The organism is Streptomyces sp. NPDC054047, assembly GCF_055585065.1.
The window spans coordinates 813,182-834,172 of record NZ_JBVJKV010000003.1 but is presented as its reverse complement, the minus strand read 5'-3'; the positions used below and the strand labels follow the sequence as shown (position 1 = coordinate 834,172).

General features: G+C 70.3%; 21 protein-coding genes and 1 pseudogene. 10 read left to right on the top strand and 12 right to left on the bottom strand.

The annotated features are described in order from the left end of the window. Positions 1-109: 109 nt before the first annotated feature. Positions 110-1,117, bottom strand: a complete 1,008-nt coding sequence (locus ACZ6ZP_RS15335; protein WP_469407052.1) for a glycosyl hydrolase — start codon at positions 1,115-1,117, stop codon at positions 110-112. A 219-nt stretch (positions 1,118-1,336) separates the two neighbouring features. On the opposite strand from ACZ6ZP_RS15335, the pseudogene ACZ6ZP_RS15330 reads away from it, so the two are divergent. From ACZ6ZP_RS15330 to ACZ6ZP_RS15320, 3 genes and pseudogenes are all read left to right on the top strand, one after another. After that, a pseudogene (locus ACZ6ZP_RS15330) lies at positions 1,337-1,811 on the top strand (hypothetical protein); the annotation flags it as partial. Then, a complete protein-coding gene (locus ACZ6ZP_RS15325) occupies positions 1,808-2,836 on the top strand; it encodes a LacI family DNA-binding transcriptional regulator (protein ID WP_469407051.1) in 1,029 nt (342 codons plus the stop codon). The pseudogene ACZ6ZP_RS15330 and the gene ACZ6ZP_RS15325, both read left to right, overlap by 4 nt. A 182-nt stretch (positions 2,837-3,018) precedes the next feature. Then, on the top strand, positions 3,019-3,525 hold the full coding sequence (locus ACZ6ZP_RS15320) for a tetratricopeptide repeat protein (protein WP_351156324.1): 507 nt from the start codon (positions 3,019-3,021) through the stop codon (positions 3,523-3,525). A 25-nt stretch (positions 3,526-3,550) separates the two neighbouring features. On the opposite strand, the gene ACZ6ZP_RS15315 is transcribed toward ACZ6ZP_RS15320, so the two are convergent. Then, on the bottom strand, positions 3,551-4,564 hold the full coding sequence (locus tag ACZ6ZP_RS15315; protein WP_366462589.1) for a DUF6397 family protein: 1,014 nt from the start codon (positions 4,562-4,564) through the stop codon (positions 3,551-3,553). A gap of 109 nt (positions 4,565-4,673) precedes the next feature. Next, positions 4,674-5,087 (bottom strand): roadblock/LC7 domain-containing protein, encoded by a 414-nt coding sequence (locus ACZ6ZP_RS15310; RefSeq protein WP_351156330.1) that lies wholly within the window; start codon positions 5,085-5,087, stop codon positions 4,674-4,676. A gap of 93 nt (positions 5,088-5,180) precedes the next feature. Between ACZ6ZP_RS15310 and ACZ6ZP_RS15305 the strand changes: the two genes are divergently transcribed. Then, positions 5,181-5,609 carry a PPOX class F420-dependent oxidoreductase gene (locus ACZ6ZP_RS15305; protein ID WP_383824046.1) on the top strand — a complete coding sequence of 143 codons (429 nt, stop codon included), beginning with the start codon at positions 5,181-5,183 and terminating at the stop codon, positions 5,607-5,609. Positions 5,610-5,631: 22 nt separating this feature from the next. Here ACZ6ZP_RS15305 and ACZ6ZP_RS15300 read toward each other — a convergent pair whose 3' ends face one another. The 5 genes from ACZ6ZP_RS15300 to ACZ6ZP_RS15280 all read right to left on the bottom strand — a co-directional run bounded on the left by ACZ6ZP_RS15300 (position 5,632) and on the right by ACZ6ZP_RS15280 (position 10,471). Then, a complete protein-coding gene (locus ACZ6ZP_RS15300) occupies positions 5,632-6,237 on the bottom strand; it encodes a GTP-binding protein (RefSeq protein ID WP_351156335.1) in 606 nt (201 codons plus the stop codon). After that, a complete protein-coding gene (locus ACZ6ZP_RS15295; RefSeq protein ID WP_469407049.1) occupies positions 6,218-6,631 on the bottom strand; it encodes a DUF742 domain-containing protein in 414 nt (137 codons plus the stop codon). The genes ACZ6ZP_RS15300 and ACZ6ZP_RS15295 overlap by 20 nt, the downstream gene beginning before the upstream one ends. A gap of 19 nt (positions 6,632-6,650) precedes the next feature. Then, entirely contained in the window at positions 6,651-7,085 is a 435-nt protein-coding gene (locus ACZ6ZP_RS15290) for a roadblock/LC7 domain-containing protein (protein WP_351156340.1), read from the bottom strand. Further along, positions 7,082-9,631, bottom strand: a complete 2,550-nt coding sequence (locus tag ACZ6ZP_RS15285) for a sensor histidine kinase (RefSeq protein WP_469407047.1) — start codon at positions 9,629-9,631, stop codon at positions 7,082-7,084. The genes ACZ6ZP_RS15290 and ACZ6ZP_RS15285 overlap by 4 nt, the downstream gene beginning before the upstream one ends. A gap of 66 nt (positions 9,632-9,697) precedes the next feature. After that, positions 9,698-10,471, bottom strand: coding sequence for an MHYT domain-containing protein (locus ACZ6ZP_RS15280; protein ID WP_351156345.1), 774 nt, complete (start codon positions 10,469-10,471; stop codon positions 9,698-9,700). Between the two features lie 151 nt (positions 10,472-10,622). On the opposite strand from ACZ6ZP_RS15280, the gene ACZ6ZP_RS15275 reads away from it, so the two are divergent. Beyond that, complete coding sequence (locus ACZ6ZP_RS15275) at positions 10,623-11,222, top strand: class I SAM-dependent methyltransferase (RefSeq protein ID WP_469407044.1); 600 nt, start codon at positions 10,623-10,625, stop codon at positions 11,220-11,222. Positions 11,223-11,252: 30 nt separating this feature from the next. Here the strand turns inward: ACZ6ZP_RS15275 and ACZ6ZP_RS15270 are convergent, their stop codons facing one another. Continuing rightward, positions 11,253-12,008, bottom strand: a complete 756-nt coding sequence (locus ACZ6ZP_RS15270) for an alpha/beta fold hydrolase (protein ID WP_469407043.1) — start codon at positions 12,006-12,008, stop codon at positions 11,253-11,255. Positions 12,009-12,109: 101 nt separating this feature from the next. On the opposite strand from ACZ6ZP_RS15270, the gene ACZ6ZP_RS15265 reads away from it, so the two are divergent. After that, complete coding sequence (locus ACZ6ZP_RS15265) at positions 12,110-12,631, top strand: PadR family transcriptional regulator (protein ID WP_366462594.1); 522 nt, start codon at positions 12,110-12,112, stop codon at positions 12,629-12,631. Here the strand turns inward: ACZ6ZP_RS15265 and ACZ6ZP_RS15260 are convergent. Then, positions 12,620-13,525 (bottom strand): oxygenase MpaB family protein, encoded by a 906-nt coding sequence (locus tag ACZ6ZP_RS15260; protein WP_383824033.1) that lies wholly within the window; start codon positions 13,523-13,525, stop codon positions 12,620-12,622. The genes ACZ6ZP_RS15265 and ACZ6ZP_RS15260 overlap by 12 nt on opposite strands. 97 nt (positions 13,526-13,622) lie before the next feature. Between ACZ6ZP_RS15260 and ACZ6ZP_RS15255 the strand changes: the two genes are divergently transcribed. Together ACZ6ZP_RS15255 and ACZ6ZP_RS15250 are read left to right on the top strand one after the other, a co-directional pair. Next, on the top strand, positions 13,623-13,901 hold the full coding sequence (locus ACZ6ZP_RS15255; RefSeq protein ID WP_361464923.1) for a hypothetical protein: 279 nt from the start codon (positions 13,623-13,625) through the stop codon (positions 13,899-13,901). Positions 13,902-13,982: 81 nt separating this feature from the next. Then, positions 13,983-14,852, top strand: a complete 870-nt coding sequence (locus tag ACZ6ZP_RS15250; protein ID WP_351156360.1) for a hypothetical protein — start codon at positions 13,983-13,985, stop codon at positions 14,850-14,852. A 45-nt stretch (positions 14,853-14,897) separates the two neighbouring features. On the opposite strand, the gene ACZ6ZP_RS15245 is transcribed toward ACZ6ZP_RS15250, so the two are convergent. Together ACZ6ZP_RS15245 and ACZ6ZP_RS15240 are read right to left on the bottom strand one after the other, a co-directional pair. Beyond that, complete coding sequence (locus ACZ6ZP_RS15245; RefSeq protein WP_361464928.1) at positions 14,898-15,080, bottom strand: hypothetical protein; 183 nt, start codon at positions 15,078-15,080, stop codon at positions 14,898-14,900. A 140-nt stretch (positions 15,081-15,220) separates the two neighbouring features. Then, positions 15,221-16,276, bottom strand: coding sequence for a fatty acid desaturase family protein (locus ACZ6ZP_RS15240; RefSeq protein WP_361464930.1), 1,056 nt, complete (start codon positions 16,274-16,276; stop codon positions 15,221-15,223). A gap of 307 nt (positions 16,277-16,583) precedes the next feature. Between ACZ6ZP_RS15240 and ACZ6ZP_RS15235 the strand changes: the two genes are divergently transcribed. Both ACZ6ZP_RS15235 and ACZ6ZP_RS15230 read left to right on the top strand, forming a co-directional pair. Continuing rightward, entirely contained in the window at positions 16,584-19,391 is a 2,808-nt protein-coding gene (locus tag ACZ6ZP_RS15235; RefSeq protein ID WP_469407267.1) for a DEAD/DEAH box helicase, read from the top strand. Continuing rightward, positions 19,388-20,713, top strand: a complete 1,326-nt coding sequence (locus ACZ6ZP_RS15230) for an SWIM zinc finger family protein (protein ID WP_469407040.1) — start codon at positions 19,388-19,390, stop codon at positions 20,711-20,713. Before ACZ6ZP_RS15235 ends, ACZ6ZP_RS15230 begins: the two co-directional genes overlap by 4 nt. Positions 20,714-20,991 lie beyond the last annotated feature (278 nt).

Here is a 20,991-nt window from a genome sequence, read left to right as displayed (position 1 = left end):
GCAGGGGAAACGGGTGACGGCTCGGCGTTCCGCCGGGCGGGGGCGCGCGCGATGCGGGAACGGGGCTCGGGAGATCCGGCCCCGGTCCCGCACGCAGGAAGGTGGTTCCCTACGTCGGGGCGCCGCTCCGGGCTACCGGGAGCTTCACCTCACCCTGGTTGAGAACACGTGGGTGGAAGTAGCAGGCCTGGATCTCGGCGTTGGTGTTGTTCCCCTTCAGCTGCTCCGACCAGATCATGAAGTACGACCAGCGGGTCTGGCTGTTGAGCAGTGCGGCATTGGGGACCTTGCCCATCTCCGCCAGGGCGATCGGCTTGCTGCCCGCGATGCTCTGGAGCTGCTGGTAGTCGGACGAGCTCGGGTGGTTCTTGTACCAGACGTCGAGCGACGCGACATCGACGTAGCTGTCCCCCGGGTAGTAACTGGACCAGCCGCCCTCCGGGTTGTCCTGCACGTTCCACACCCAGATGAGGTTGTCCAGGCCCTTGCCCGCGAGGTAGTCGTGGGTGATGCGGTAGAGCCGTGCGCCACCGTTCGCACCCGGTCGGTGACCCCACCAGTTCCACTGTTCATTCATCTCGTGCAGCGGCCGGAACAGCACGGGCACTCCTGCCGCCTTCAACTGCTGGAGGTAGGGGACGACCTCCTCCAGACGGCGCTTCCACGCGTTGTTCAGCGCCGTGCCGTCGGTGACGACCTGGGAGAACTGGGCGTCGGTGATGCGTGATTTGACGCCGCCCTCGAACTCGCAGGAGCTGCCCATGGTCGGCGGGCAGACGTGCCAGGTCAGCGACACGAGCGAGCCGTTGGCCCACTCCGTCTTCGCCTGATCGACGATCCGCTGTCGGTTGGCGACGTCCTCGGCCCGGAACATCAGATCCCCGCCCCACAAGCCCGGGTACTGCCCGGTGACGTCCTTGACCTGCTGGGTGTACTGGCCCGGGTTGCCGGCGGGTTCCTTGTTGTGCTGGCCGGACACGATCCCCGATCCCGTGATGGAGCGCAGGTAATTGATCACCTGCTGCTTGGAACTACTGGGGAACGCCTGTGCGTCGGGGGTGAGGCACAGCGCCAGGAGTGCGGCGGTGAGCATCGCGATGACGCGTTTTCTACGCATGGGAAAGCCCCTCTGTCGGGGATGCGAGACCGGAGCGGCCCGCGGTCGAGCGCACACTCTGCCCACCGGAGACAACGTTGTCTAGATGTCTGTCAATTTAAGTAAAGGTTTAGCAATCTAGGACTGAAGCCTTTGGCTTACTGGTTGTAGAAAACTGGACCGGTCTATGGACGAGCTCCAGAATTCCTGTCTAGGTTGTGCGCCAAGGCCAGCGGTCCCAACCAAGCCGGCGCCATCGCCACCGGCATCGAGCACCGGCGCTCCCACTGGCCGCCCTGCGCGGGCACCGTCGTCTGGCAGCTCAACGACTGCTGGCCGGTCTGGCCGAGACGACCGTCGCGGTACGGCCGCCGGGCGCTCGGTCGCGTGCGCGGACGTCCCCGACGAGCTGCTGCCCGATGCCGGGGCGGACAAGGAGGTCGCGTATCCCGTTCCCGCCGATGAGGCCGATGAGGTGGACGTGGTCCGGCACGAGGATAGGGTCGATGTCGTGGTAACTGCCCGCACGCTGCTGCGTGACCTGCTGCTTCAGGCCGACCGACTCGCGCCGACGGCCATTGCGGACCGAGGACTTGTGACGCTGCTGCCCGGTCAGAGCGTGCCCATCGGTGTACGCGGCTGGACTCCGGCCTCTGATCGCACACACAACCTCGCCGCCGTCGAGGCAGCCCTGTTCGCGGTGGAGCCCGCATGAGTGAGCAGAGGCTGACCATCCGGGACGTCGCCGCCCGCGCCGGGGTTTCACGGGCTGCCGTATCGCTGGCGTTCAACGACAAACCAGGGGTGTCGGAGGCGACGCGGGCCCGGATCATGGAGGTCGCCCGGTCGATGGGCTGGGAGCCGAACCGCTCGGCGCGAGCGCTGAACAAGCAAGGGACGGGAACGATCGGGCTCGCGATCAGCCGCCCCGCACGTCAACTCGGCCTTGAACCCTTCTACATGGAGTTCATCTCCGGCCTGGAAAGCGTCCTGTCCAACCAGTCGAGCGCCCTGCTCCTGCGCCTGGTGAAGAGCCTGGACGAGGAGATCGAGCTCCAGCGCCACTGGTGGCGGTCCGGGCAGATCGCCGGCTCCGTCCTGGTCGACTTCCGTGAGCACGACCCGCGCGTACCCGTGCTCTCTCAGCTCGGGATGCCCGTGGTCGCCGTCGCCCACCCTTCTCTGACGGGGCCGTTCACCTCGCTGTGGACCGACGACACCACGGCCGTCACCGAGGCGGTGCGCTATCTCGCCGCCCTGGGCCACCGGTCCATCGCCCGGGTCGGCGGGGCGGCCGAGCTGGGGCACAGCGTGATGCGCGGCGCCGCCTTCACCGCGGCCATGGCCGACCTGGGGCTCCCGGAGGGGCGCCAGCTGGCCACGGACTTCTCCGGAGAGGCCGGGGCCCGCGCCACGCGCTCGCTGATCGCCGCGGCCGAGCGGCCCACGGCGATCATCTACGACAACGACTTGATGGCCGTCGCAGGGCTGTCGGTCGCCGCCGAGATGGGCCTGCGGGTGCCCTCCGACATCTCCCTCCTGGCCTGGGACGACTCGCAGCTGTGCGAGCTGACCCACCCGACACTCTCCGCCATGAGCCACGACATCCACGCCTTCGGCGCCGATGTCGCCCGTGCTCTCTACGAGGTCCTGTTGGGCAAGCGCGTCGCCCCGCACCAGGTCCCCACGCCCACGCTCACGCCACGGGGTTCCACGGGCCCGCCACCGAGACGTCAGTAGCTGCCGCAGCCGTTCGCGGGCCTTCAGGAGCAGCCGGGTCCCGCCGGGTTGTCCGGAGGGGGTTCGTTCGGTTCGTTGGGTTCGTTGGGTTCGCTCCAGGCAGGATGACATTCGTGCCTCCGATCGCTTCGGACAGGGCAGAGAACAGAGAGAGTGATGGGGCAGCGATGAGGGATGACGACATGACCGGGAACCGCGACCACCTGCTCGCCGAGGCCGTGCGACTTCGCGAGGGCGGTCGCCGCGAGGAGGCACGGCAGCGACTGCTCGCCCTGTGCGAGCAGTTCCCCACGGACCCGGAGGTGGCTTACCAGACCGCGTGGGTGCACGACGCACTCGGCCTGGAGGCCGAGGCGGTGCCGCATTACGTACGCGCGGTCGAGGGAGGCGCGGGGTCGGGCCTTTCTCCTGATGACCGCCGGGGAGCCCTTCTCGGTCTGGGCAGCACCTATCGCGTCCTCGGCCGGTATCCGGAGGCCGTCGTGACCTTGGGTGACGCGGTGGCCGAATTCCCCGACGACGCCGCTCTCAAGACCTTTCTGGCCATGGCGCTCTACAACACCGGCCGTGCACACGACGCCATGGAGATCCTGCTGACCGTGCTCGCCTCCACGAGCCAGGACCCGGACATCGTCAGCTACCGGCCCGCGATCGAGCACTATGCGAAGGATCTCGACGCGACGGAGTAGGCGACCTCCTCGCCCGTCTGCCCGGTCACGTTCCCCTGCGGCGCAGCCACTTGAGCAGGCCACGCGGCTCCGGTGCCTGCTCTCTCGGCTCTTCCTCGGGCAGTGCGGCGGGCCGTCCGGTACGTGTCGCCTCGCGATCGGGCGCGGGGTGAGGGCTCGGCCGAGCATCGAGTTCTGCCTGAGGACCGGAAGCGGGCTCCGGCGCAGAGTCCACCGGCCCCGGGCCAGGCCCCGGCTTTGGCCCGGGCCTGGGTGCCGGGCGGTGTCCCCGGGCCTGGGAGAGGCTGATGGTCAGGTTCGCCCGCAACCAGCGGATCTCGTCGGGGTCGTCCGCGGTCGTGATCTTCTGAATGATCCGTACCGCCGGTGACTCGGGTGCGCCTTGTCCGAAGGGCTCGGGCACGAGCCTGCGTACATAGGCGCGTTCGTACGGATCCTTGATGATCTCCGCGATCTGCACCGGGTCGAGCAGCGAGGCCACGGCCGCGGCACGCTCCCAGGGGTCGTCGGACTGCCGCAACAGCGCTCCCGCGTGGCGGCCCCGCCAGTTCCGTGCCCTGAGATCGACGCCCGCCTCCAGTTGGGCGCGAATCGTGCTCGGGGCTCGGCCGGTGAGCAGGCCGGCGTTGACCTCGGCCTCGGCGAACTGCGTCAGTTCCTCGGCCAGATAGAGCCAGACCACGGCTCGATAGCGGTTGAGGTAGAACTTCACCGGGGTGACGAAGCCCGCGCGGGTCAGCCGGGTGAACCGGGCCGTGGAAATGTCCATGAGAGCCGCGCCCTCGGTGGTCCCCACGGCTCTGATGCGCTCCACCCATGCCTCGGGAAAGCCCTCCGCGGCGCGGACACGCTCGATCTCCTCGCGTGTGACGCGGCGTCGCCCGCCCACGGTGTCGCTGACGGTGCGGATGCGCCCCAGCATCACGGCGAGCTCGAACTCGCCGCGTTTCAGTCCCAGTTCCCGTGCCGCGCGGCTCTGCGTGACCGTGGTCTGCGCTGCCGTGTCGGCGGCTTCTTGCGTGATCGTGTGACCTGTCATGGTGGTTCTCCCCCGTGAGGCGTCTTTGCTCTCGGGAAAACCGTAGCGCGATCACCGCAACCCGCGCCGAGCCTGTGGATAACTCTCGCGGCCTCGATGTTCCAGCAGGTCAGAGGTCTACGACCGGTGTCCTCTCCGGCTGTCGGGCGCCCACGCCGAGATGCTCACCGACACGATTGACGAGGAGTGTCATCTCGTACGCGACCTGACCGATGTCCGCCTCCGCGGAGCTGAGGACGCACAGGCAGCTGCCGTCGCCGGCCGCGGTGACGAACAGGACCGCGTCGTCGAATTCGATCATCGTCTGGCGCACGGCACCCGCCCGGAAGTGGCGTCCGGAGCCCTTGGCCAAGCTGTGCAGACCGGATGAGACCGCGGCCAGATGTTCCGCGTCCTCCCGCTTCAGTTCCGAGCTCGCGCCGGTCACCAGGCCGTCGTTGGACAGCACCAGCGCGTGTCGCACGGACTCCATGCGCTTGGTCAAGTCGTCGAGCAGCCAACCGAGCCCCGTGTTCTGCACCATGTTCCCGTCTCCCCGCCTTCTGTTCCCCCTGGCTGGAGGAACTGACCTGCCAGCCTTCCCCACCGGCGGCGCCCCGGCAAGCATGATGGGGACATGGCACAGAAGATGACCGAGGACCAGTGGCGGGCTTTCGTCTCCCAGGGCACCCGCACCGGCAAACTGTCGACCGTCCGAGCGGACGGCAGCCCACATATCGCACCGATCTGGTTCCTCTTGAACGGGGACGAGTTGGTGTTCAACACCGGGGCGGAAACCGTCAAGGGGCGGAATCTGGCGCGGGACGGGCGTGTCGCCCTGTGCGTGGACGACGACAAGCCGCCGTTCGCGTTCGTGGTCCTGCAGGGACAGGCCCGACTGAGCGAGGATCTCGACGAAGTGCGGCACTGGGCGACACGGCTCGGCGCCCGCTACATGGGTGAGGGGCGCGCCGAGGAGTTCGGCGAGCGCAATGGCGTGCCCGGCGAGCTCCTCGTGCGCGTCAGGATCGACAAGGTGGTCGCGCGCGGCGCCGTCTCCGACTGACGCCGCAGACCACCGTCCGACCTCAGCCCACGGTGTCGAGCAGCCGGGCGGTATGCATCCGCCCGGCGTACTCGACCAGGCGTATCAACACCTCCTTTCCCGAATCGCGGTCCCGTGCGTCGCACAGCACCACGGGGGTTCCGCGGTCGAGGTCCAGGGCCCGTGACACTTCGTGCGCACCGTACGTACGCGCGGTCGCGAAGCAGTTGACGGCCACGACGAACGGGATGTGCCGGTGCTCGAAGTAGTCGACGGCGGGGAAGCAGTCCTCGAGCCGTCGGGTGTCCGCGAGGACGACGGCTCCGAGCGCGCCCTGGGACAACTCGTCCCACAGGAACCAGAAACGGTCCTGCCCCGGCGTACCGAAGAGGTACAGCGACAGGCCCGATCTGATGGTGATGCGGCCGAAGTCCATGGCGACGGTCGTCGTGGTCTTGCGGTCGACTCCGCCGGTGTCGTCCACCGACTGGCCCGCCTCGCTGAGCAGTTCCTCGGTACGAAGCGGGCGGATTTCGCTGACCGCGCCGACGAGGGTGGTCTTGCCCACCCCGAAGCCGCCCGCGACCAGAATCTTCAACGCCATGGCGGTCGTGTCGCCGCCGTCGACGTCAGAGCGCTCGGAGCCCATCAATCACCTCTCGCAGGATCTTCTCGTCGGGCAGCTGTGCGGGTGGCACGGGTCGGCTCACCTTCACGCAGCCCATTTCCAGCAGGTCTCCGAGCAGCACCCTGACCACGCCCACGGGCAGATCGGCGTCGGCCGCCAGTTCGGCCACCGACTGGGTCTCGGTGCGGCACAGCTCGATGAGCGACCGGTGTTCCGGTCCGAGCGCGGTGTCGTCCCCGGGGCCGGGCGCGTTCGCGTCCAGCGTGACCAGTGCGATCAGGTCGAATTGCTCTCCGCCGGGACCCGGTTGGGTCCGCCCGCCCGTCATCGCGTAGGGGCGGACCAGGGGCCCGGCCTCGTGGTCGTACCACTGGCTGCCGGCGTCGCGCGGGACGCCGCTCCTGTCCTCGGTCATCTGTGTCGACCGCCCTGTGTCATCCGGCGGCCGGTGGCTGCGCCGCGAAGCGCGGTGGCGTGTAGAGATGCTCGCCCACCCGCTTGACCAGGCGTGCCATCTCATAGGCGACCAGGCCGATGTCGGCCGTCACGGAGCTGAGTACGGCGAGGCAGGAGCCGTCGCCCGCCGCGGCCACGAACAGGAAGCCGTCGTCCATCTCGACCATGGTCTGGCGCACGCCTCCGGCCCCGAAGTGCCTTCCCGCGCCCTTGGCGAGGCTGTGGAATCCTGAGGCCACCGCGGCGAGGTGCTCGGCGTCCTCGCGGCTGAGGGCGGTCGACGCGCCGACGGCGAGTCCGTCGTTCGACAGCACCACGGCATGCCGTACCTCGCCGACGCGCAGGACCAAGTCATCCAGCAGCCAGTCGAGTTCGCCGGACCGGCCGGCGGTGATGCTCTGATCCTGGATCATGCGTGGTCTCCTTCGGTGCTGTCACTGGCCGGTGCGGGCCCTGGAATGTCGGGGACCGCGCCGACGATGCCCGGTCGGCGTCCGCCGCCTCGGGTCCAGCCGTCGCGGTAGGCGGCCATGCGGTCCCGTACCGCTTCGGGGCTGCGTTCGGTGTCTTCGCGGACGCTCACGGATCCGGCCGCGTCGTCGGTGTGCCGCTCGCGCAGTTGGGGGGCCAGGCTGGCCTGGCGCACGCGGCGCGGGAGGTCGTCCGAAGGCTCCGGGGCACTGTCGGGTCCCGTGTCCGGGGGTTTGTGCAGGCGGAGTGCGGTGACGCCTGGGGGCGTGGTCTCCGGAGGTTCCGCCGAGGCGGACAGTGCGGGGCGGGCGGTCGGGGCAGGAACGGAGTTTCCGTTCAGCGGCGCGGTGTCGGGCACGCGCGCGTGCGCGTCCTGCTTGCGGTCACGTTCCATGGTGTGGGCTCCGGGGCTCTCCGGTGTGGTGCTCTGCAGCAGTGCTGTGGGGAGGAGGACGACCGCGGTGGTCCCGCCGTAGGGGGACGTGCGAAGGTGCACTTTGACCCCGTGTCGCGCGGCGAGCCTGCTGACCACGAAGAGTCCCAGTTGGTCGCTGTCGAACAGGTCGAGCGCTTCGGACTGCTCGATGCGGCGGTTGGCCTCGGCCAGGGTCTCCGCGCCCATTCCAAGGCCGCGGTCCTCGATCTCCAGGGCGTAGCCGTTGCCTACCGGTTCGCCGTTGACCCGCACCTTGGTGTGGGGCGGCGAGAACTGGGCCGCGTTCTCGACGAGTTCGGCCAGGAGGTGGGTGAGGTCGGCGACGGCCGTGCCGACGACCGCGGCGGCGGGAAGTTGCCGTACCTCCACGCGCGCGTAGTCCTCGACTTCGGAGACGGCCGCTCGGACGACGTTCGTCAGGGAGACGGGCATGCGCCAGGCGCGCCCTGGTGCGGCACCGGAGAGGATGATCAGACTTTCGGCGTGCCGCCTCATCCGGGTGGTGAGGTGGTCGAGCCGGAAGAGGTCGCTGAGTTCGTTCGGGTCGTCCGACCTTCGCTCCATGCTGTCGAGGAGGCTGAGCTGACGGTGCACGAGAACCTGGCTCCTGCGGGCGAGGTTGACGAAGACTCCTGAGATGCCGCTGGCGAGTTCGGCGCGTTCGATGGCGGCGTGCAGGGCCGCCCTGTGCACCGTGCCGAGCGCTTCGTAGACCTGCCCCGTCTCGTCCTCCGCGGGTGGACCGGGTGGCGCTTCGGCGTGAATGTCGATCTCCTCGCCGGCCCGCAACCTCCGCATGGCGTGCGGGAGTTTGTGGCGGGCGATCTCCAGGGCTCCGTTGCGCAGGCTCACCAGCTCGACGACCAGGCCTCGCCCGATGCGTACGGAGATGACCAGCGAGGCGGCGACGGCCACGAGGCCGAGCAGTACGGCGGCGCCTGCCGGGGTGAGCAACCCTCGGGTGAACGGGTCGCCGCGGTCGGCCGCGCTGCGGCTCGCGCCCGCGTCGATCGCGCGAAGTGCGTCCCGCACCGCCGCATGGGAGCTGTCCCACTTGGCGGCCGATGCCGCGTCGGCGGCTTCGCGGCCGGGCGGTGCGACGAGCACCTTGTCCTCGACGGCGCGCACGTCGGCGTACGCACTCCCCTCCACGAGGTCCTGCCAGGCTGCTCGCTCGGGTCCGCGAAGATCCGCCACCGCCGTGTCGGTCAGGGTTCGCCGGGTGTCGACGGCTCCGGTGAACTGGCGCAGTCGTTCGCCGTCCAGGGAACCGTCGAGCCGGGCGCTGGACAGGACGACGTCCTCGCGTGCCAGCATCTCGGCGGCCCTGGAGAATTCGAGCAGCACGCGCGCGTGGGAGCCGAGTTCGGAGTCCTGGATGCCGGTGAGTGCGCCGCCGACTCCGAAGGCAGCCGAAATGGTCTTCGTGTACTGGCCGTAGGTCGCGTCCCAGCCCGTGCGGCGGTCGAGCACGTCGGCGCGCACCGTGCTCAGGTCCTCGGCTGCGAGGAGGAACGTTTCGAGCCGGAACTCCACGCCGGTGGGCAGATCCGCGCCGTCGGCGACCGTCCGGCCCTCACCGCGGCGCAGTTTCGCCAGCGCGCGGTCCGTGTGGCCCGCCTGCCTCTGGAGGGCGCTGTCACGGGTGGGCGTGGGTTCGGTCGCGTAGCGCACGGCCGCCACTCGCTCGGCCTGCAGCGCGGCGATGGCCGTGTCGACGGGACCGCGCACCTGGGCGTCGGCGCGCTGCAACTGACGCAGGTGCGCCACGTCCTGGGCCGTGGTGACCGTGGCGTACCCCCACAGCGCGAGCAGGGAGACGACCGGCACCATCAGCAGGCACACGATCTTGGCTCGTACGGTGCGGGGGCGTGGCCACCTCGACCGCCCGCGCGCGGGCGGTGTCGGCGGCGCGGGCTCCGGTGGGGCCTTTGCGTCGGGCCGTTCGTCGGCGGGTGGTCCCGCGTGTGCGCGGCGACCACGTGCCGGGGCCCCGGGCTGCGGCGGCACCGTGCCGTCGGCCGGGTCGGGGGTCCTACGGGGTGTGCGCATGGCCTCCTCGCTCGGAAAGATGTCGGGGCGTGTGCCCGCCCGGCCGTGGCCGGTCCGGGTACGCCGTCATCGGGCGGCGCGCTCCACCGGTCGCTGGGCCGCCACGGAGGCCTCACGCTCCCCCGAGGTCGGGGAGAGCGCGACGAACGCCGAGGTCAGGAAGAGATAGGACCCGAGGCCGACCGCGAGGGGGAAGATGAACTGCATGGTCGTGGCCCCGGGCAGTGCCGCACCGGACTCGGTGACCCGCACGCTCACGGCCAGCATTCCGGTGTAGTGCATGCTGCTCACCGCCCCGCCCATGACGAGCGACGCGACGGCGACCGCGAGAGGCGACTTGATGTTGAGCGCCGCCCACAGCGCCGCGGTCGCCGCGACGACGGCGATGACCACGGAGAGACCGACCAGCACCGGGTCGTAGCGCACGTCGCCGTGCAGTCGCAGCGCGGCCATGCCCAGGTAGTGCATGCTCGCGACGCCGAGCCCGGTGGTCAGCCCGCCGAGCGCGAGCGCACGCCCGCGGTCACGGCCGTAGCCGACGGCGAAGACGCCGGCTCCGACGACGGCCATCGCGACGATCAGACTGAGGATCGTCAGGGGCACGTTGTAGTGGATCTCGGTGCCGGTGACCCCGAAGCCGAGCATGGCCACGAAGTGCATCGTCCAGATGCCGGTGCCGATGGCGGAGGCCGCGGTGATGAGCCAGTTGCGGCGCGAGGTGCCCGTGGCGCCGAGCGCACGGACGGTGCAGCGCAGCCCGAGGGCGGCGCCTATACAGGCCATCGCGTACGACAGCACGGGGGTCAGCCAGCCGAAGGCGGCGTGGTCCAGGTGTCCCATGGCTCCGGGACGCTAGTCCGGGCAGGGGCGCACAACGGGGGCGCAGTTCGAAAGCTGCTGGAATCTGACAGAGAGAGGATCCTGAACGATCGCATGACGCTCGAACGTGTGCCCCCAACGCGCATGCACGTCGTTGAGCAATCATGGCCACATGAGCGATGACCACACGCGTGTCCGTGACTTCTTCTCCGCCCGAGCGGCCGACTGGGACAGCCGGTTCCCCGACGACGGGCCCGCCTACCGGGCCGCCGCGTCCGAGCTCGGCCTGCGCCCCGGCGGTCGTGTCCTCGACGCCGGGTGCGGCACCGGGCGGGCGCTGCCCGCGCTCAGGGAGGTCGTGGGGCCTTCCGGAGTCGTGCTCGGGGTCGATCTGACTCCCGCCATGCTGGAGACCGCCACGCGGGCGGGCAGGGACCGCGAAGGGCGGCTCCTGCTCGCTGACGTGACCCGGCTTCCGTTGCGGGGCGCGTCGCTCGATGCCGTGTTCGGCGCGGGCCTGATCTCCCATCTGCCCGATCCGGCCGAGAATCTGCGGGAGTTGAGGCGCGTGGTGCGTCCCGGAGGGACCCTCGCCCTGTTCCACCCCATCGGCCGGGTGGCGCTCGCGGCGCGGCAGGGCCGTCAGATCACCCCGGACGATCTGCGGGCCGAGGAGAACCTCCGCCCGCTGCTCGCCGCTTCGGGATGGAGCATGACTTCGTACGTCGACGAGGACGCGCGGTTCCTCGCAATGGCCGTACGGGAGGACTGAGCCGCAAGCCCAACCAAACGGGCCGACGGATCACTGGCGTCCGGCAACTTCCGCGGCGAACGCCTCCGGGTTGTCCAACATGACGTTGTGCCCCGCCTGCGGCACGGTCACCACCCGCACCCCGGACGCCACCAGCTGGTCTGCGCCCACAAGTTCGCCGCTCCGCGCGCCCTGCAAGAAGACACGCTCCACGGGCGCGTCCATGAGCATTGCGCGCATCGTCGGTTTCGTTCCTCGCACGAGGCACGTCGCGCTGCGGTGCAGGGCGCGGGGATCGGCGAGCCGCATGGTCGCCGCCCACTGGGGGCCAGCCCTCTCGAGCACGCGCGCGTGCCCGTCGGCCACGAAGTCCTCCTCTTCGTAGGCCGCGATTCCGCTGCTGCCCTCCGTCGCGGCGGGGTTGGGGTCGAGGTTGGCCTCGGTGAGGACCAGCCGTGACACCAGGTCGCTGCGGCGGTGCGCCAGCACGATGGCCACGGAGCCGCCCATGCTGTGCGCGACGATCTCCGCTCCGGTCACCTGGGCCTCGTCCAGCGCCGCGGCCAGGGCGTCCGCGTGCTCCTCCAGGGAGTAGCCGAAGTCCGCCGGCCGGTCGCTGATGCCGTGGCCCGGCAGATCGACGAAGAGCGATCGGCGTCCGGCCAGTTCGGGCCTGGCCGCGATATGCGCGTGATAGACCGCCGACGCCGCCCCGAGCCCGTGCACATACACCCGGGCAGGGTCCGATCCCTCACTCTCCTTCCAGCGGATACAGCTGCCCTGTGCGTCGAACCGTGCCTGTCGCATCGTCGCTCCCCCACTCGTATGCCGGTGCTCCGAGGAAGAATACATCGGTCACGATGTATGACGGATCAGAGGTACACCGCTGGTGCGACAGAATGCCCTCCATGCTCGAACTGACCATCCTCGGATTCCTCTACGACACGCCCCTGCACGGCTATGAGCTGCGCAAGCGCATCACCGCGCTGACCGGGCACGTACGACCGGTCGCGGAGAGCACGCTGTACCCCGCCATCAAACGGCTGGAGAAGGCCGGCCTGCTGGCCCGCGAGACGCAGCCGGGCTCCGTGGCGGCCCCGCGTCACGTCCTGAACCTCACCGCGGCGGGCAGGAGCGAGCTGCGCCGCAGGCTCACGGAGCCGCAGCGGGCCGACATCACCGACGAGAACCGCTGGTTCACGGTCCTCGCCTTTCTGCGCCACGTAGACGACAAGGCGGCCCAGGCCGCGGTCCTCGAGCGCCGCCTGGCCTTTCTGGAGGAGCCGGCCAGCTTCTTCTACGACGGCGAGCGTCCACTGCGCGCCGAGGAACTGGACGACCCGTTCCGACGCGGCATCCTCACCGTCGCGCGTGCGACGAGCCGTGCCGAACTCGCCTGGCTGCGGACGACGTTGAGCTCACTCCGCTGAGGAGGGGGCCGCTTCGTCCGTGTGCGCCACCGGGCAGCCCCGGACGCCGGGCACCGGGAACGTGCCGAGCTCACCGACGCGGTACCCCTTCGGGTAGCCCTTGATCTCCCAGTTCTGCCGGGCGTAGTGCGGTGCGGTACGAGGCGGCATCAGGCGCACGGCCCGGCCGCGCAACCGCACAGCGCGCCTGACCAGCGTGCGGGTGACGGCGCCCGGCGGTTCGTAGCGGAAGGCGCGCAGGAGGGGCTCGTCGAGCAGGGCGAGAGTCGAGGCGCGCAACAGGGGCGCCAGCGGGCCGGGATACCAGGAGGCCATGAGATCGAGGGTCGCGTCGGAGACCTTGCGCGCCCCCTCGTCCCAAGCGAAGTGGGCCTCTTCGTAGGCATCGAGACACTTCTCGAAGGCTTCGTAGGTGTCCGGGATGTCCTGGATCCCCATGTGCCGCCCCAAGGTGCGGTAGTAGACGGCGGCAGCGGTCGTCTCATGGCGTGACAACGTGCGCCATCCGTAGGCGTCGATCCAGCGCTTGGGCATGACGACGAACGTGCACAGGACGTAGCGCATGTCTTCGTTGCTGATGTCGTAGCTGCGGTGCATCTGGTTGATGCGGCGGATGGCGGTGCGGCCCTCGTCCGTGCCGAAGCCGTGCTCTACGACGGTGTCGAGCAGCAGGGCCGTGTCGTCGTACCGCTTTTGCGTACGATCCGTCAGTTCCGCCGTCTCGGCGAGGAGCCTGCCGATGCTGGGCACGGCGTACGTGCGGTAGAGCGCCAGCTCAAGAGCGCGGGTGTAGTCCCAGGGGAATTCGTACGTCGCGGTGAGCCGGTAGATCGCCAGGGCGTCCTTCTCCGGGTCCAGACGCCGAATCTCCTTGAGCCGGTCATAGCGCTTCACCGCACGGACCCCCTTCTGTCGTTGGAGCTCCAACTCTACGTTGGGGTACAACAGATGAGTGATCATCAGCGGCAACCACAGGGGGAAGGTGGCCCACATGTTCGACAAGATCCGCAAGCTGTGGCGCACGGACGAAGCTGTTCGCAGCAAGGAGAAGCGCCCGCACAACCTCTTCGAGGCGGCCGCCGTCTACGTGGCGGCGAGCGCCGAGGACGACCAGGACCGCATGGACGAGGCCACGGGCTGGGTGTCACCGGAGGCTCTGTCTTTTGGCGTCAGCGAGCTCGCCTGTCGAGCGGTCATCGCCCTCGCCCGGGAGCGCGACGAGTCGCCGACGGACGTGGCACGAACGCTCCTCGGCCTGCCCGCCGCCTGACGTCCCGGTCACGCGCCCCTCGACGATCAAGCGGACCTGTGGTTAGGGTGCGCCGACGGATGAAGCGATGGGGAGGCTGGCATGGCCGGAACGGACGACGCTGTCGCCGCCGATGACGACGCGCTGTACGTGCTGACCGCGGTGCTGCTGACACCCGCGAAGTTCCCGAGTGTGCTCGGTGACGACTATCCGGAGGCGTGCGCGGCTCTGGGGCTCGCGCCGCTCGCCGACGGGTACGGTCTGGTGCTCGGTCAGGACGGTGCGGGTGCCCGGTGGACCGTCGTCATCGACGACGTCTCCCTTGTGGCCGTCGCGATCGCCTCCTGGGACTGCGGCATGGAGTACGACCTGTCGCCCGACGAGCGCACGGTGGTCGCCGCGCTGCCCGGCTGGCCGCTCGCGGTCGCCGTGGCGGCACCCAACGTGCCCGCGCCGCACGATCCCGAGCCCGAGGAGGCGGACGAGAAGCCGCTCTCGCCCCCTCAGTCCGACACCTGGGGTCCCGCTCAGCGACGGCTCGGCGCCGACGAGATCGCGCTCCAGTGGGCGGCCTGGCGGGATCGGATCGACGACGCCGACTTCTTGACCGACGGAGCCGAGGCCGTCGCGGATCAGGGGGACAAGGACCCCGACCCGCGGAACAGCGACGCCCCCGAGACCGATGCCGACGCCGATCAGGGCCATCTCACCGGCGTACGACGCGTCCTGGCGGAAGCACGGGCGTACGTGGACACTCCGCCGCCCCTGGGTCGCGTGCGGTCGTCGTTCGCCTCCGGAGAGGCCCGCACCCTGCGTGCCGACGGTCCTGGCTGGTCCATGGTCGCCAGGACCGACGACATCGCGTTCGTGCTCCTCGACGAAGAGCCTGGAGAAGTGCTGCCGGTGGGCCGCGGGCCCGAACTCCCCTCGCTTCTCGACGCGCTCGACAAGATGGCCGTGCGCCCCGCCTGACGCGCGGGGCGCACGAGGGCGAGCGCCGTCACTCCGGCGGCGGGGTCAGTGGCCCAGCTCCTTGCGTGAGACGCGGCGCAGCCTGCGCCGCTGCCCGGGGTCGAGGGTCAGATAGGCCGCCGCCGGGACACCCAGCACGATCAGGAGGGCGGCCCACCAGGGCAGCCAGAACAACAGGATGATGCCGACCGCCACACCTCCTGCGGCGATCTTCGCGTTCTTCGACATGTGCGACGCCTCCTTCGCGGCTGTTGCCGCTCTCTGTCTTGAGAAACGGCATCAGGCCGCCCACGGTTCCAGTCTGCTCCCCTGATAGATCCCTGAGGAGCGACCCTGACGCAACCCTGAGGAGCGCCGCGGGTCAGCGACTACTCGACCCTGAGCGGCTCGCCGACCTCGTACATGTGGCGCAGTACCTGCCGGTAGGAGTCGATGAACCCGGCCTCTGTGTACGGCATGCCCAGTTCGGCGCAGTGGGCGCGGACCAGAGGCTGAACGCGGCGCAGGCTGGGACGAGGCAGGCTCGGGAACAGGTGGTGCTCGATCTGGTAGTTCAGTCCGCCCAGGAACCAGTCGGTCAGCGCGCTGCCACGGATGTTGCGCGAGGTGAGGACCTGGCGGCTGAGGTGACCCCAGCGCTCTCCGTCGGAGTCGGTCATCTCCATGCCCTTGTGGTTGGGCGCGAAGGCCAGTCCGAGATGCAGGCCGAAGAGCGCCTGGTGGATGGCCGCGAAGGCGAGGGCGTGGCCCACCGGCATGGTGACGAGCAGGAGTGTCACGTAACCGACGAGGTGGGCCACCAGCAGGAGGCCCTCCAAGACGCGTTCGCGCGGGGCCTGGCGGCGCAGATCCTGGAAGCCGTAGATCTTCATGGCGATGCCCTGGAGCAGCGTCAGCGGGAAGAACAGCCAGGCCTGGTTGCGGGTGATCCAGCGCCGGAAGCCCACACGGACCTTGGCCTGCTTGCTGGTCCACACAAGGACGTCCGCGGCGACGTCGGGGTCCTTCTCCAGGTGATTGGGGTTGGCGTGGTGCCGGTTGTGCTTGTCGTTCCACCAGGCCGAGCTCATGCCGAGGAGGAGGTTGCCGTGGATGAGGCCGATGGCATTGCTCACCCGGCGGTCGCCGGTGATCTGGGAGTGCCCCGCGTCATGGCCTATGAACGCCGTCCGGGCGCACAGCACGGACAGGACGGGCGCGAGGAGCAGCACCCACCAGGAGCCTCCGATGAGGAACATGCCCGTCGCCACGGCGGCCAGCGCCACCGTGTTGACCACGATGGTGCGGGCGTACCAGCCGGTGCGGCGGCCCAGCAGCCCCTGTTCCTTGACGGTGCGCAGGAGAGGCGCGAAGTCGCTCCCGGCGGGCTGTCTTTTGGTGGTGACTGGGGAACGCTCCGCGACAACGGCGGCGGCCTGGGACATGGTGAGGTCTCCGGTCTCTGACTGGATCGGGCTGACGCCAATCAACGTATGAGCCGGTGACCTGGGGCAACCATGGCGCCTTCACCCGTCTTGTAAGGGGGTCAGCACCGTCTGGAAGGGGGGCTAAGTACACCACGGGAGGGGCGTGACCGGGATCACTCCTTGATCACTCACACCTTGCCCCGAGCGTGCTGTACCCTCGGCGACTCCGCCCCTAGTAGTCAAGTTTGAGGAATGCGCCATCGCCGTGCTGAGGCCCCTTGCCGCGTCACCTTCCGAGCTCTCCGAACTGTCCCGCTGCTCTGTGCTGTTCGTATCCGCCGACCCGGCACGCATGGGCCGGGTCGCCTTCTGGCGCCCCGACGGGGACGCACCGCCCGCCTGCTCCGCGGGCACCGTCGAGGAGCTGACCGTCGCCGTGCCCGGCGACGACGGAGTACAGCTCAACGACGTGTCGGCCGTAATGCTCCCGGTGCGGGTCGCGCTGCCGGTCCTGACACGCGCGCGTGCCGCGTCGGGAAGTCATCCGACGGCCGCGTTCTGGGGAGCTGCGGGGGTGCTCGCGCTGCAACTCGCCGCACGCGGCCTGCTGCTGCCCGGACTGACGCCGAGTGATCACGACGCATGGCGTTCGGGTCCGCTGGGCGCCGACGACCTGCGACGCCTGCGCGACCTCGCCGCCGCGATGCCCCCTGCCGCGCACGCCCTCCCGCTGGCGGACACCGAACCGCCTCGGCTGCCCGAACCCGAGCGGCTGCTGCGCCAGTTCCTGGACGCGGTGGCCGACGCGCTGCCGCGCTCCCCCGCCGCGACGCTGGCCGCGGGAGCCCCCGCCTTCGCCTCCCCGCAGCCCCAGCACATCCCCGATCAGCGTCCCTGGGCCACCGATGTCGCCGCAGGACACGACGCCGGCGTACGCATCTCGCTGCGCGTCGAGGTGCCCGGCCTGGTGTCGGACACCTCCGAGGGGACCCGACTGCCGTTCCGCGCCGTGCTGCAGATGCACAGCGTCAGCGACCCCTCGCTCGTCGCCGACGCGGCCGAGGTGTGGGCCGGTTCCGGCGCATCGGGGCAGGCCTTCGGGCCTCGGTCCCGGATGGATGCCCTGCTCGCGCTGCGTCGCGCCACGCGCGTGTGGCCGCCGCTCGCCCCGTTGCTCTCGGCCACCGTGCCCGATGCGATCGAGCTCGCCGACGAAGAGGTCACCTCGCTCCTGGGCGAGGGGGCCCGGATGCTCGCCACCGCGGGTGTCGATGTGCACTGGCCCAGGGAGCTGGCACGGAACCTGACCGCCCGCGCGGTCATCGGCCCGCCCGACGACGAGGCCAAGGACCCGGACAAGCCGTCGTCGGACACGCCGTCCTACCTCTCCGCCGACGCGCTGCTCACCTTCAACTGGCGGTTCGCGCTGGGTGATCAGCAGCTGTCCCGCGAGGAACTCGACCGTCTGGCCGAAGCCAACCGCCCCGTGGTGCGCCTGCGCGACCAGTGGGTTCTCATCGACCCCGAAGAGGCCCGGCGCGCTCGCGCGCACCAGGACCACAAGGTCACGCCGATCGATGCCCTGAGCGCCGTCCTGACGGGCACCACGGAAGTGGCGGGGCGCCGCGTGGACGTCGAGCCCACGGGCTGGCTCGCCACCCTCCGCGAGCGCCTCGCGGACCCCGAGGGCATGGAGCCCGTCGGACAGCCCGAAGCTCTCGCCGCGAACCTGCGCGACTACCAGCTGCGCGGCCTGAACTGGCTGGCCCGGATGACCTCCCTGGGCCTGGGCGGCTGCCTCGCGGACGACATGGGTCTCGGCAAGACGATCACGCTCATCTCCCTGCATCTGCACCGGCAGTCGGACCGCGAATCCGCGGGCCCCACCCTGGTCGTCTGCCCCACGTCCCTCATGGGCAACTGGCAGCGCGAGATCGAGAAGTTCGCCCCCGGCACGCCCGTACGCCGCTTCCACGGTGCCCGGCGCAGCCTGGAAGGCCTCGCCGACGGGGAGTTCGTGCTCACCACGTACGGCACGATGCGACTCGACGCGGAGAGCCTGGCCCACACGCCGTGGGGGATGGTCGTCGCCGACGAGGCCCAGCACGTCAAGAACCCCTACTCGGCCACCGCCAAGCAGCTGCGCACCATCGGGGCACGCGCGCGCGTGGCTCTCACCGGCACCCCCGTGGAGAACAATCTCTCCGAGCTGTGGGCCATTCTCGACTGGACGACACCGGGCCTGCTCGGCAAGCTCGGCACTTTCCGCACCCGCTACGCCCAGGCCGTCGAGAGCGGCAAGGACCCGGCAGCGGCCGAGCGACTCGGCCAGCTCGTGCGACCCTTCCTGCTGCGCAGGCGCAAGTCCGATCCGGGCATCGCGCCCGAGCTGCCGCCCAAGACGGAGACCGACCGGGCCGTGTCGCTCACCACGGAGCAGACGGGCCTCTACGAAGCCGTGGTGCGCGAGACGCTCGCGGAGATCGCCGGCGCCGACGGCTTCTCCCGCCGCGGTCTGATCGTCAAGCTGCTCACCGGTCTCAAGCAGATCTGCAACCATCCCGCGCAGTACCTCAAGGAGGACGAGCCGCGGATCGAGGGCCGTTCCGGGAAGCTGGAACTCCTCGACGAGCTGCTCGACACGATCCTTTCCGAGGACGCGAGCGTGCTCATCTTCACGCAGTACGTGCAGATGGCGCGCCTCATCGAGCAGCACCTGGCAGCCCGCGGCACCCCGTCCCAGTTCCTGCACGGCGGTACGCCCATCGCGGCGCGCGAGGCGATGGTGGAGCGATTCCAGGACGGTGAAGTCCCGGTCTTCTTGCTGTCGTTGAAGGCCGCGGGCACGGGACTGAATCTGACGCGGGCCGAGCACGTCGTGCACTACGACCGCTGGTGGAACCCCGCCGTCGAGGCACAGGCCACCGACCGGGCGTACCGCATCGGGCAGACACAGCCGGTCCAGGTGCACCGGCTGATCGCGGAGGGGACGATCGAGGACCGCATCGCCGACATGCTGCTGCGCAAGCGGGAGTTGGCGGACTCGGTCCTCGGTTCGGGCGAGGCGGCGCTGACGGAACTCACCGACGCCGAGCTGTCGGATCTGGTGGAGCTGCGAGGGGGGACGCGATGAGCGACATGTACAACGAGTCGAATGGCGACACACACGGGGACGGCCGTCACGGGGAGGGCGCGGACGAGCACGAGCGCACCTTCGCGGCACTGCCGCCCGCGCACGGGCGGGGGTTCGCGCAGAGCTGGTGGGGCCAGGCCTGGCTGAAGGCACTGGAGGACACGGCGCTGGACCTCGCGCAGCTGAAGGCCGGACGCAGACTGGCGCGCGCGGGGGCCGTGGGCGCGGTCTCGGTACGCCCTGGCCGGATCACCGCGGTCGTCCAGGACCCTGACGGCACGCCGCACCGCTCCGACGTACTGCTACAGCAGCTCAGCGAGGACGAGTGGGACCGCTTCCTGGGCATGGCCGTGGAGCGGGCCGGCCACATCGCGGCGCTGCTCGACCGCGAGATGCCGCCGCATCTGGTGGAGGACGCGGCGGCAGCGGGGGTCGAACTCCTGCCCGGCATCGGTGACCTGGAGCCGGAGTGCGACTGCGACGCGTGGGACCACTGCGGCCACACCGCCGCGCTCTGCTATCAGGTGGCCCGGCTGCTCGACCAGGATCCGTTCGTGCTGTTCCTGATGCGGGGCCGTGCCGAGCGCGAGCTGCTGGACGAGCTGCAAGTACGCAGCGTGGCACCGGCGGAGGCCGAGGAGGAGCCGGCGCAGGAGCAGGAGGGGGCCCAGGAGGGCGTGGACGCCGACGAGGCGCACGCGGAGGGGGCCATCCTCCCTCCGCTGCCCGACCTCCCTCCGCTGCCGTCAGAGCCGGGCCTGCCGCCCTCACTCGACACGGAGGCGGAGCCGGCGCCCGGTCTCGATGTGGCAGCGCTGGAGTTCCTGGCGGCGCAGGCGGCCGTGGAGGCGCACCGGATGCTGGCCGAGGCGCTTTCCTCCGGGCACGAGCAGAAGCCGGTCGAGCAGGAACTGACGCTGGACGAGGATGCCGTGCGCCTCTCCGTCATAGCTCCCGCGGCGGTGGCCGGACGTCTCGCGACCGCCGCTGGCCGCGGCAAGGACGGGCTCGCGCTGGCCGTACGGGCCTGGAAGCTCGGAGGTCCTGCCGCGCTGGCCGTCCTGGAGGAGGAGTGGACTCCTGAGGCGGACGCACTGGCACGCGCGCGTGCGGCGCTGGACGCGGCTTGGGACGACGACGAGCGGCCACAGCTTCGGGCCGCCCGCAATCGCTGGACGGTGGTCGGGAGCGATGCCCAGCTGCGGCACGGGTCCGACGGCCGCTGGTGGCCCTACCGCAAGGAGCGCGGCCGCTGGACCCCGGCGGGCCCCGCGGCCCACGACCCCGCGACGGCACTGGCCGCGGTGACCAGCGGAGAGTAGGGGCAGGCAGATCCGGTGCGGGCATCCCCGCGTGCCCGCACCGTCGCGTGCCCGCACCCCCGCGTGCCCGCATCGTCGCCCCTACGGAGCGCGCCACCCCACGCGTTCACGCCACCGCAGCGCACCTCCTGGCCGGAACGCGCACGGCGGCCACCGGCGTGTCCACGCCGCTCACGCACGCGCCGGGAACACCGGCACGTGCACTCCCCCTGACCAGCGATTGAGCGCGGGCATGTCATCCGCGACTGTGGATCACACCGGTTCAGGGGGTACCGACC

Excerpts from the sequence above, each read along its gene's own strand:
- ACZ6ZP_RS15335 (WP_469407052.1), bottom strand. The coding sequence starts at position 1,117 with ATGCGTAGAAAACGCGTCATCGCGATGCTCACCGCCGCACTCCTGGCG.
- ACZ6ZP_RS15325 (WP_469407051.1), top strand. The coding sequence starts at position 1,808 with ATGAGTGAGCAGAGGCTGACCATCCGGGACGTCGCCGCCCGCGCCGGG.
- ACZ6ZP_RS15320 (WP_351156324.1), top strand. The coding sequence starts at position 3,019 with ATGACCGGGAACCGCGACCACCTGCTCGCCGAGGCCGTGCGACTTCGC.
- ACZ6ZP_RS15315 (WP_366462589.1), bottom strand. The coding sequence starts at position 4,564 with ATGACAGGTCACACGATCACGCAAGAAGCCGCCGACACGGCAGCGCAG.
- ACZ6ZP_RS15310 (WP_351156330.1), bottom strand. The coding sequence starts at position 5,087 with ATGGTGCAGAACACGGGGCTCGGTTGGCTGCTCGACGACTTGACCAAG.
- ACZ6ZP_RS15305 (WP_383824046.1), top strand. The coding sequence starts at position 5,181 with ATGGCACAGAAGATGACCGAGGACCAGTGGCGGGCTTTCGTCTCCCAG.
- ACZ6ZP_RS15300 (WP_351156335.1), bottom strand. The coding sequence starts at position 6,237 with ATGGGCTCCGAGCGCTCTGACGTCGACGGCGGCGACACGACCGCCATG.
- ACZ6ZP_RS15295 (WP_469407049.1), bottom strand. The coding sequence starts at position 6,631 with ATGACCGAGGACAGGAGCGGCGTCCCGCGCGACGCCGGCAGCCAGTGG.
- ACZ6ZP_RS15290 (WP_351156340.1), bottom strand. The coding sequence starts at position 7,085 with ATGATCCAGGATCAGAGCATCACCGCCGGCCGGTCCGGCGAACTCGAC.
- ACZ6ZP_RS15285 (WP_469407047.1), bottom strand. The coding sequence starts at position 9,631 with ATGCGCACACCCCGTAGGACCCCCGACCCGGCCGACGGCACGGTGCCG.
- ACZ6ZP_RS15280 (WP_351156345.1), bottom strand. The coding sequence starts at position 10,471 with ATGGGACACCTGGACCACGCCGCCTTCGGCTGGCTGACCCCCGTGCTG.
- ACZ6ZP_RS15275 (WP_469407044.1), top strand. The coding sequence starts at position 10,623 with ATGAGCGATGACCACACGCGTGTCCGTGACTTCTTCTCCGCCCGAGCG.
- ACZ6ZP_RS15270 (WP_469407043.1), bottom strand. The coding sequence starts at position 12,008 with ATGCGACAGGCACGGTTCGACGCACAGGGCAGCTGTATCCGCTGGAAG.
- ACZ6ZP_RS15265 (WP_366462594.1), top strand. The coding sequence starts at position 12,110 with ATGCTCGAACTGACCATCCTCGGATTCCTCTACGACACGCCCCTGCAC.
- ACZ6ZP_RS15255 (WP_361464923.1), top strand. The coding sequence starts at position 13,623 with ATGTTCGACAAGATCCGCAAGCTGTGGCGCACGGACGAAGCTGTTCGC.
- ACZ6ZP_RS15250 (WP_351156360.1), top strand. The coding sequence starts at position 13,983 with ATGGCCGGAACGGACGACGCTGTCGCCGCCGATGACGACGCGCTGTAC.
- ACZ6ZP_RS15245 (WP_361464928.1), bottom strand. The coding sequence starts at position 15,080 with ATGTCGAAGAACGCGAAGATCGCCGCAGGAGGTGTGGCGGTCGGCATC.
- ACZ6ZP_RS15240 (WP_361464930.1), bottom strand. The coding sequence starts at position 16,276 with ATGTCCCAGGCCGCCGCCGTTGTCGCGGAGCGTTCCCCAGTCACCACC.
- ACZ6ZP_RS15230 (WP_469407040.1), top strand. The coding sequence starts at position 19,388 with ATGAGCGACATGTACAACGAGTCGAATGGCGACACACACGGGGACGGC.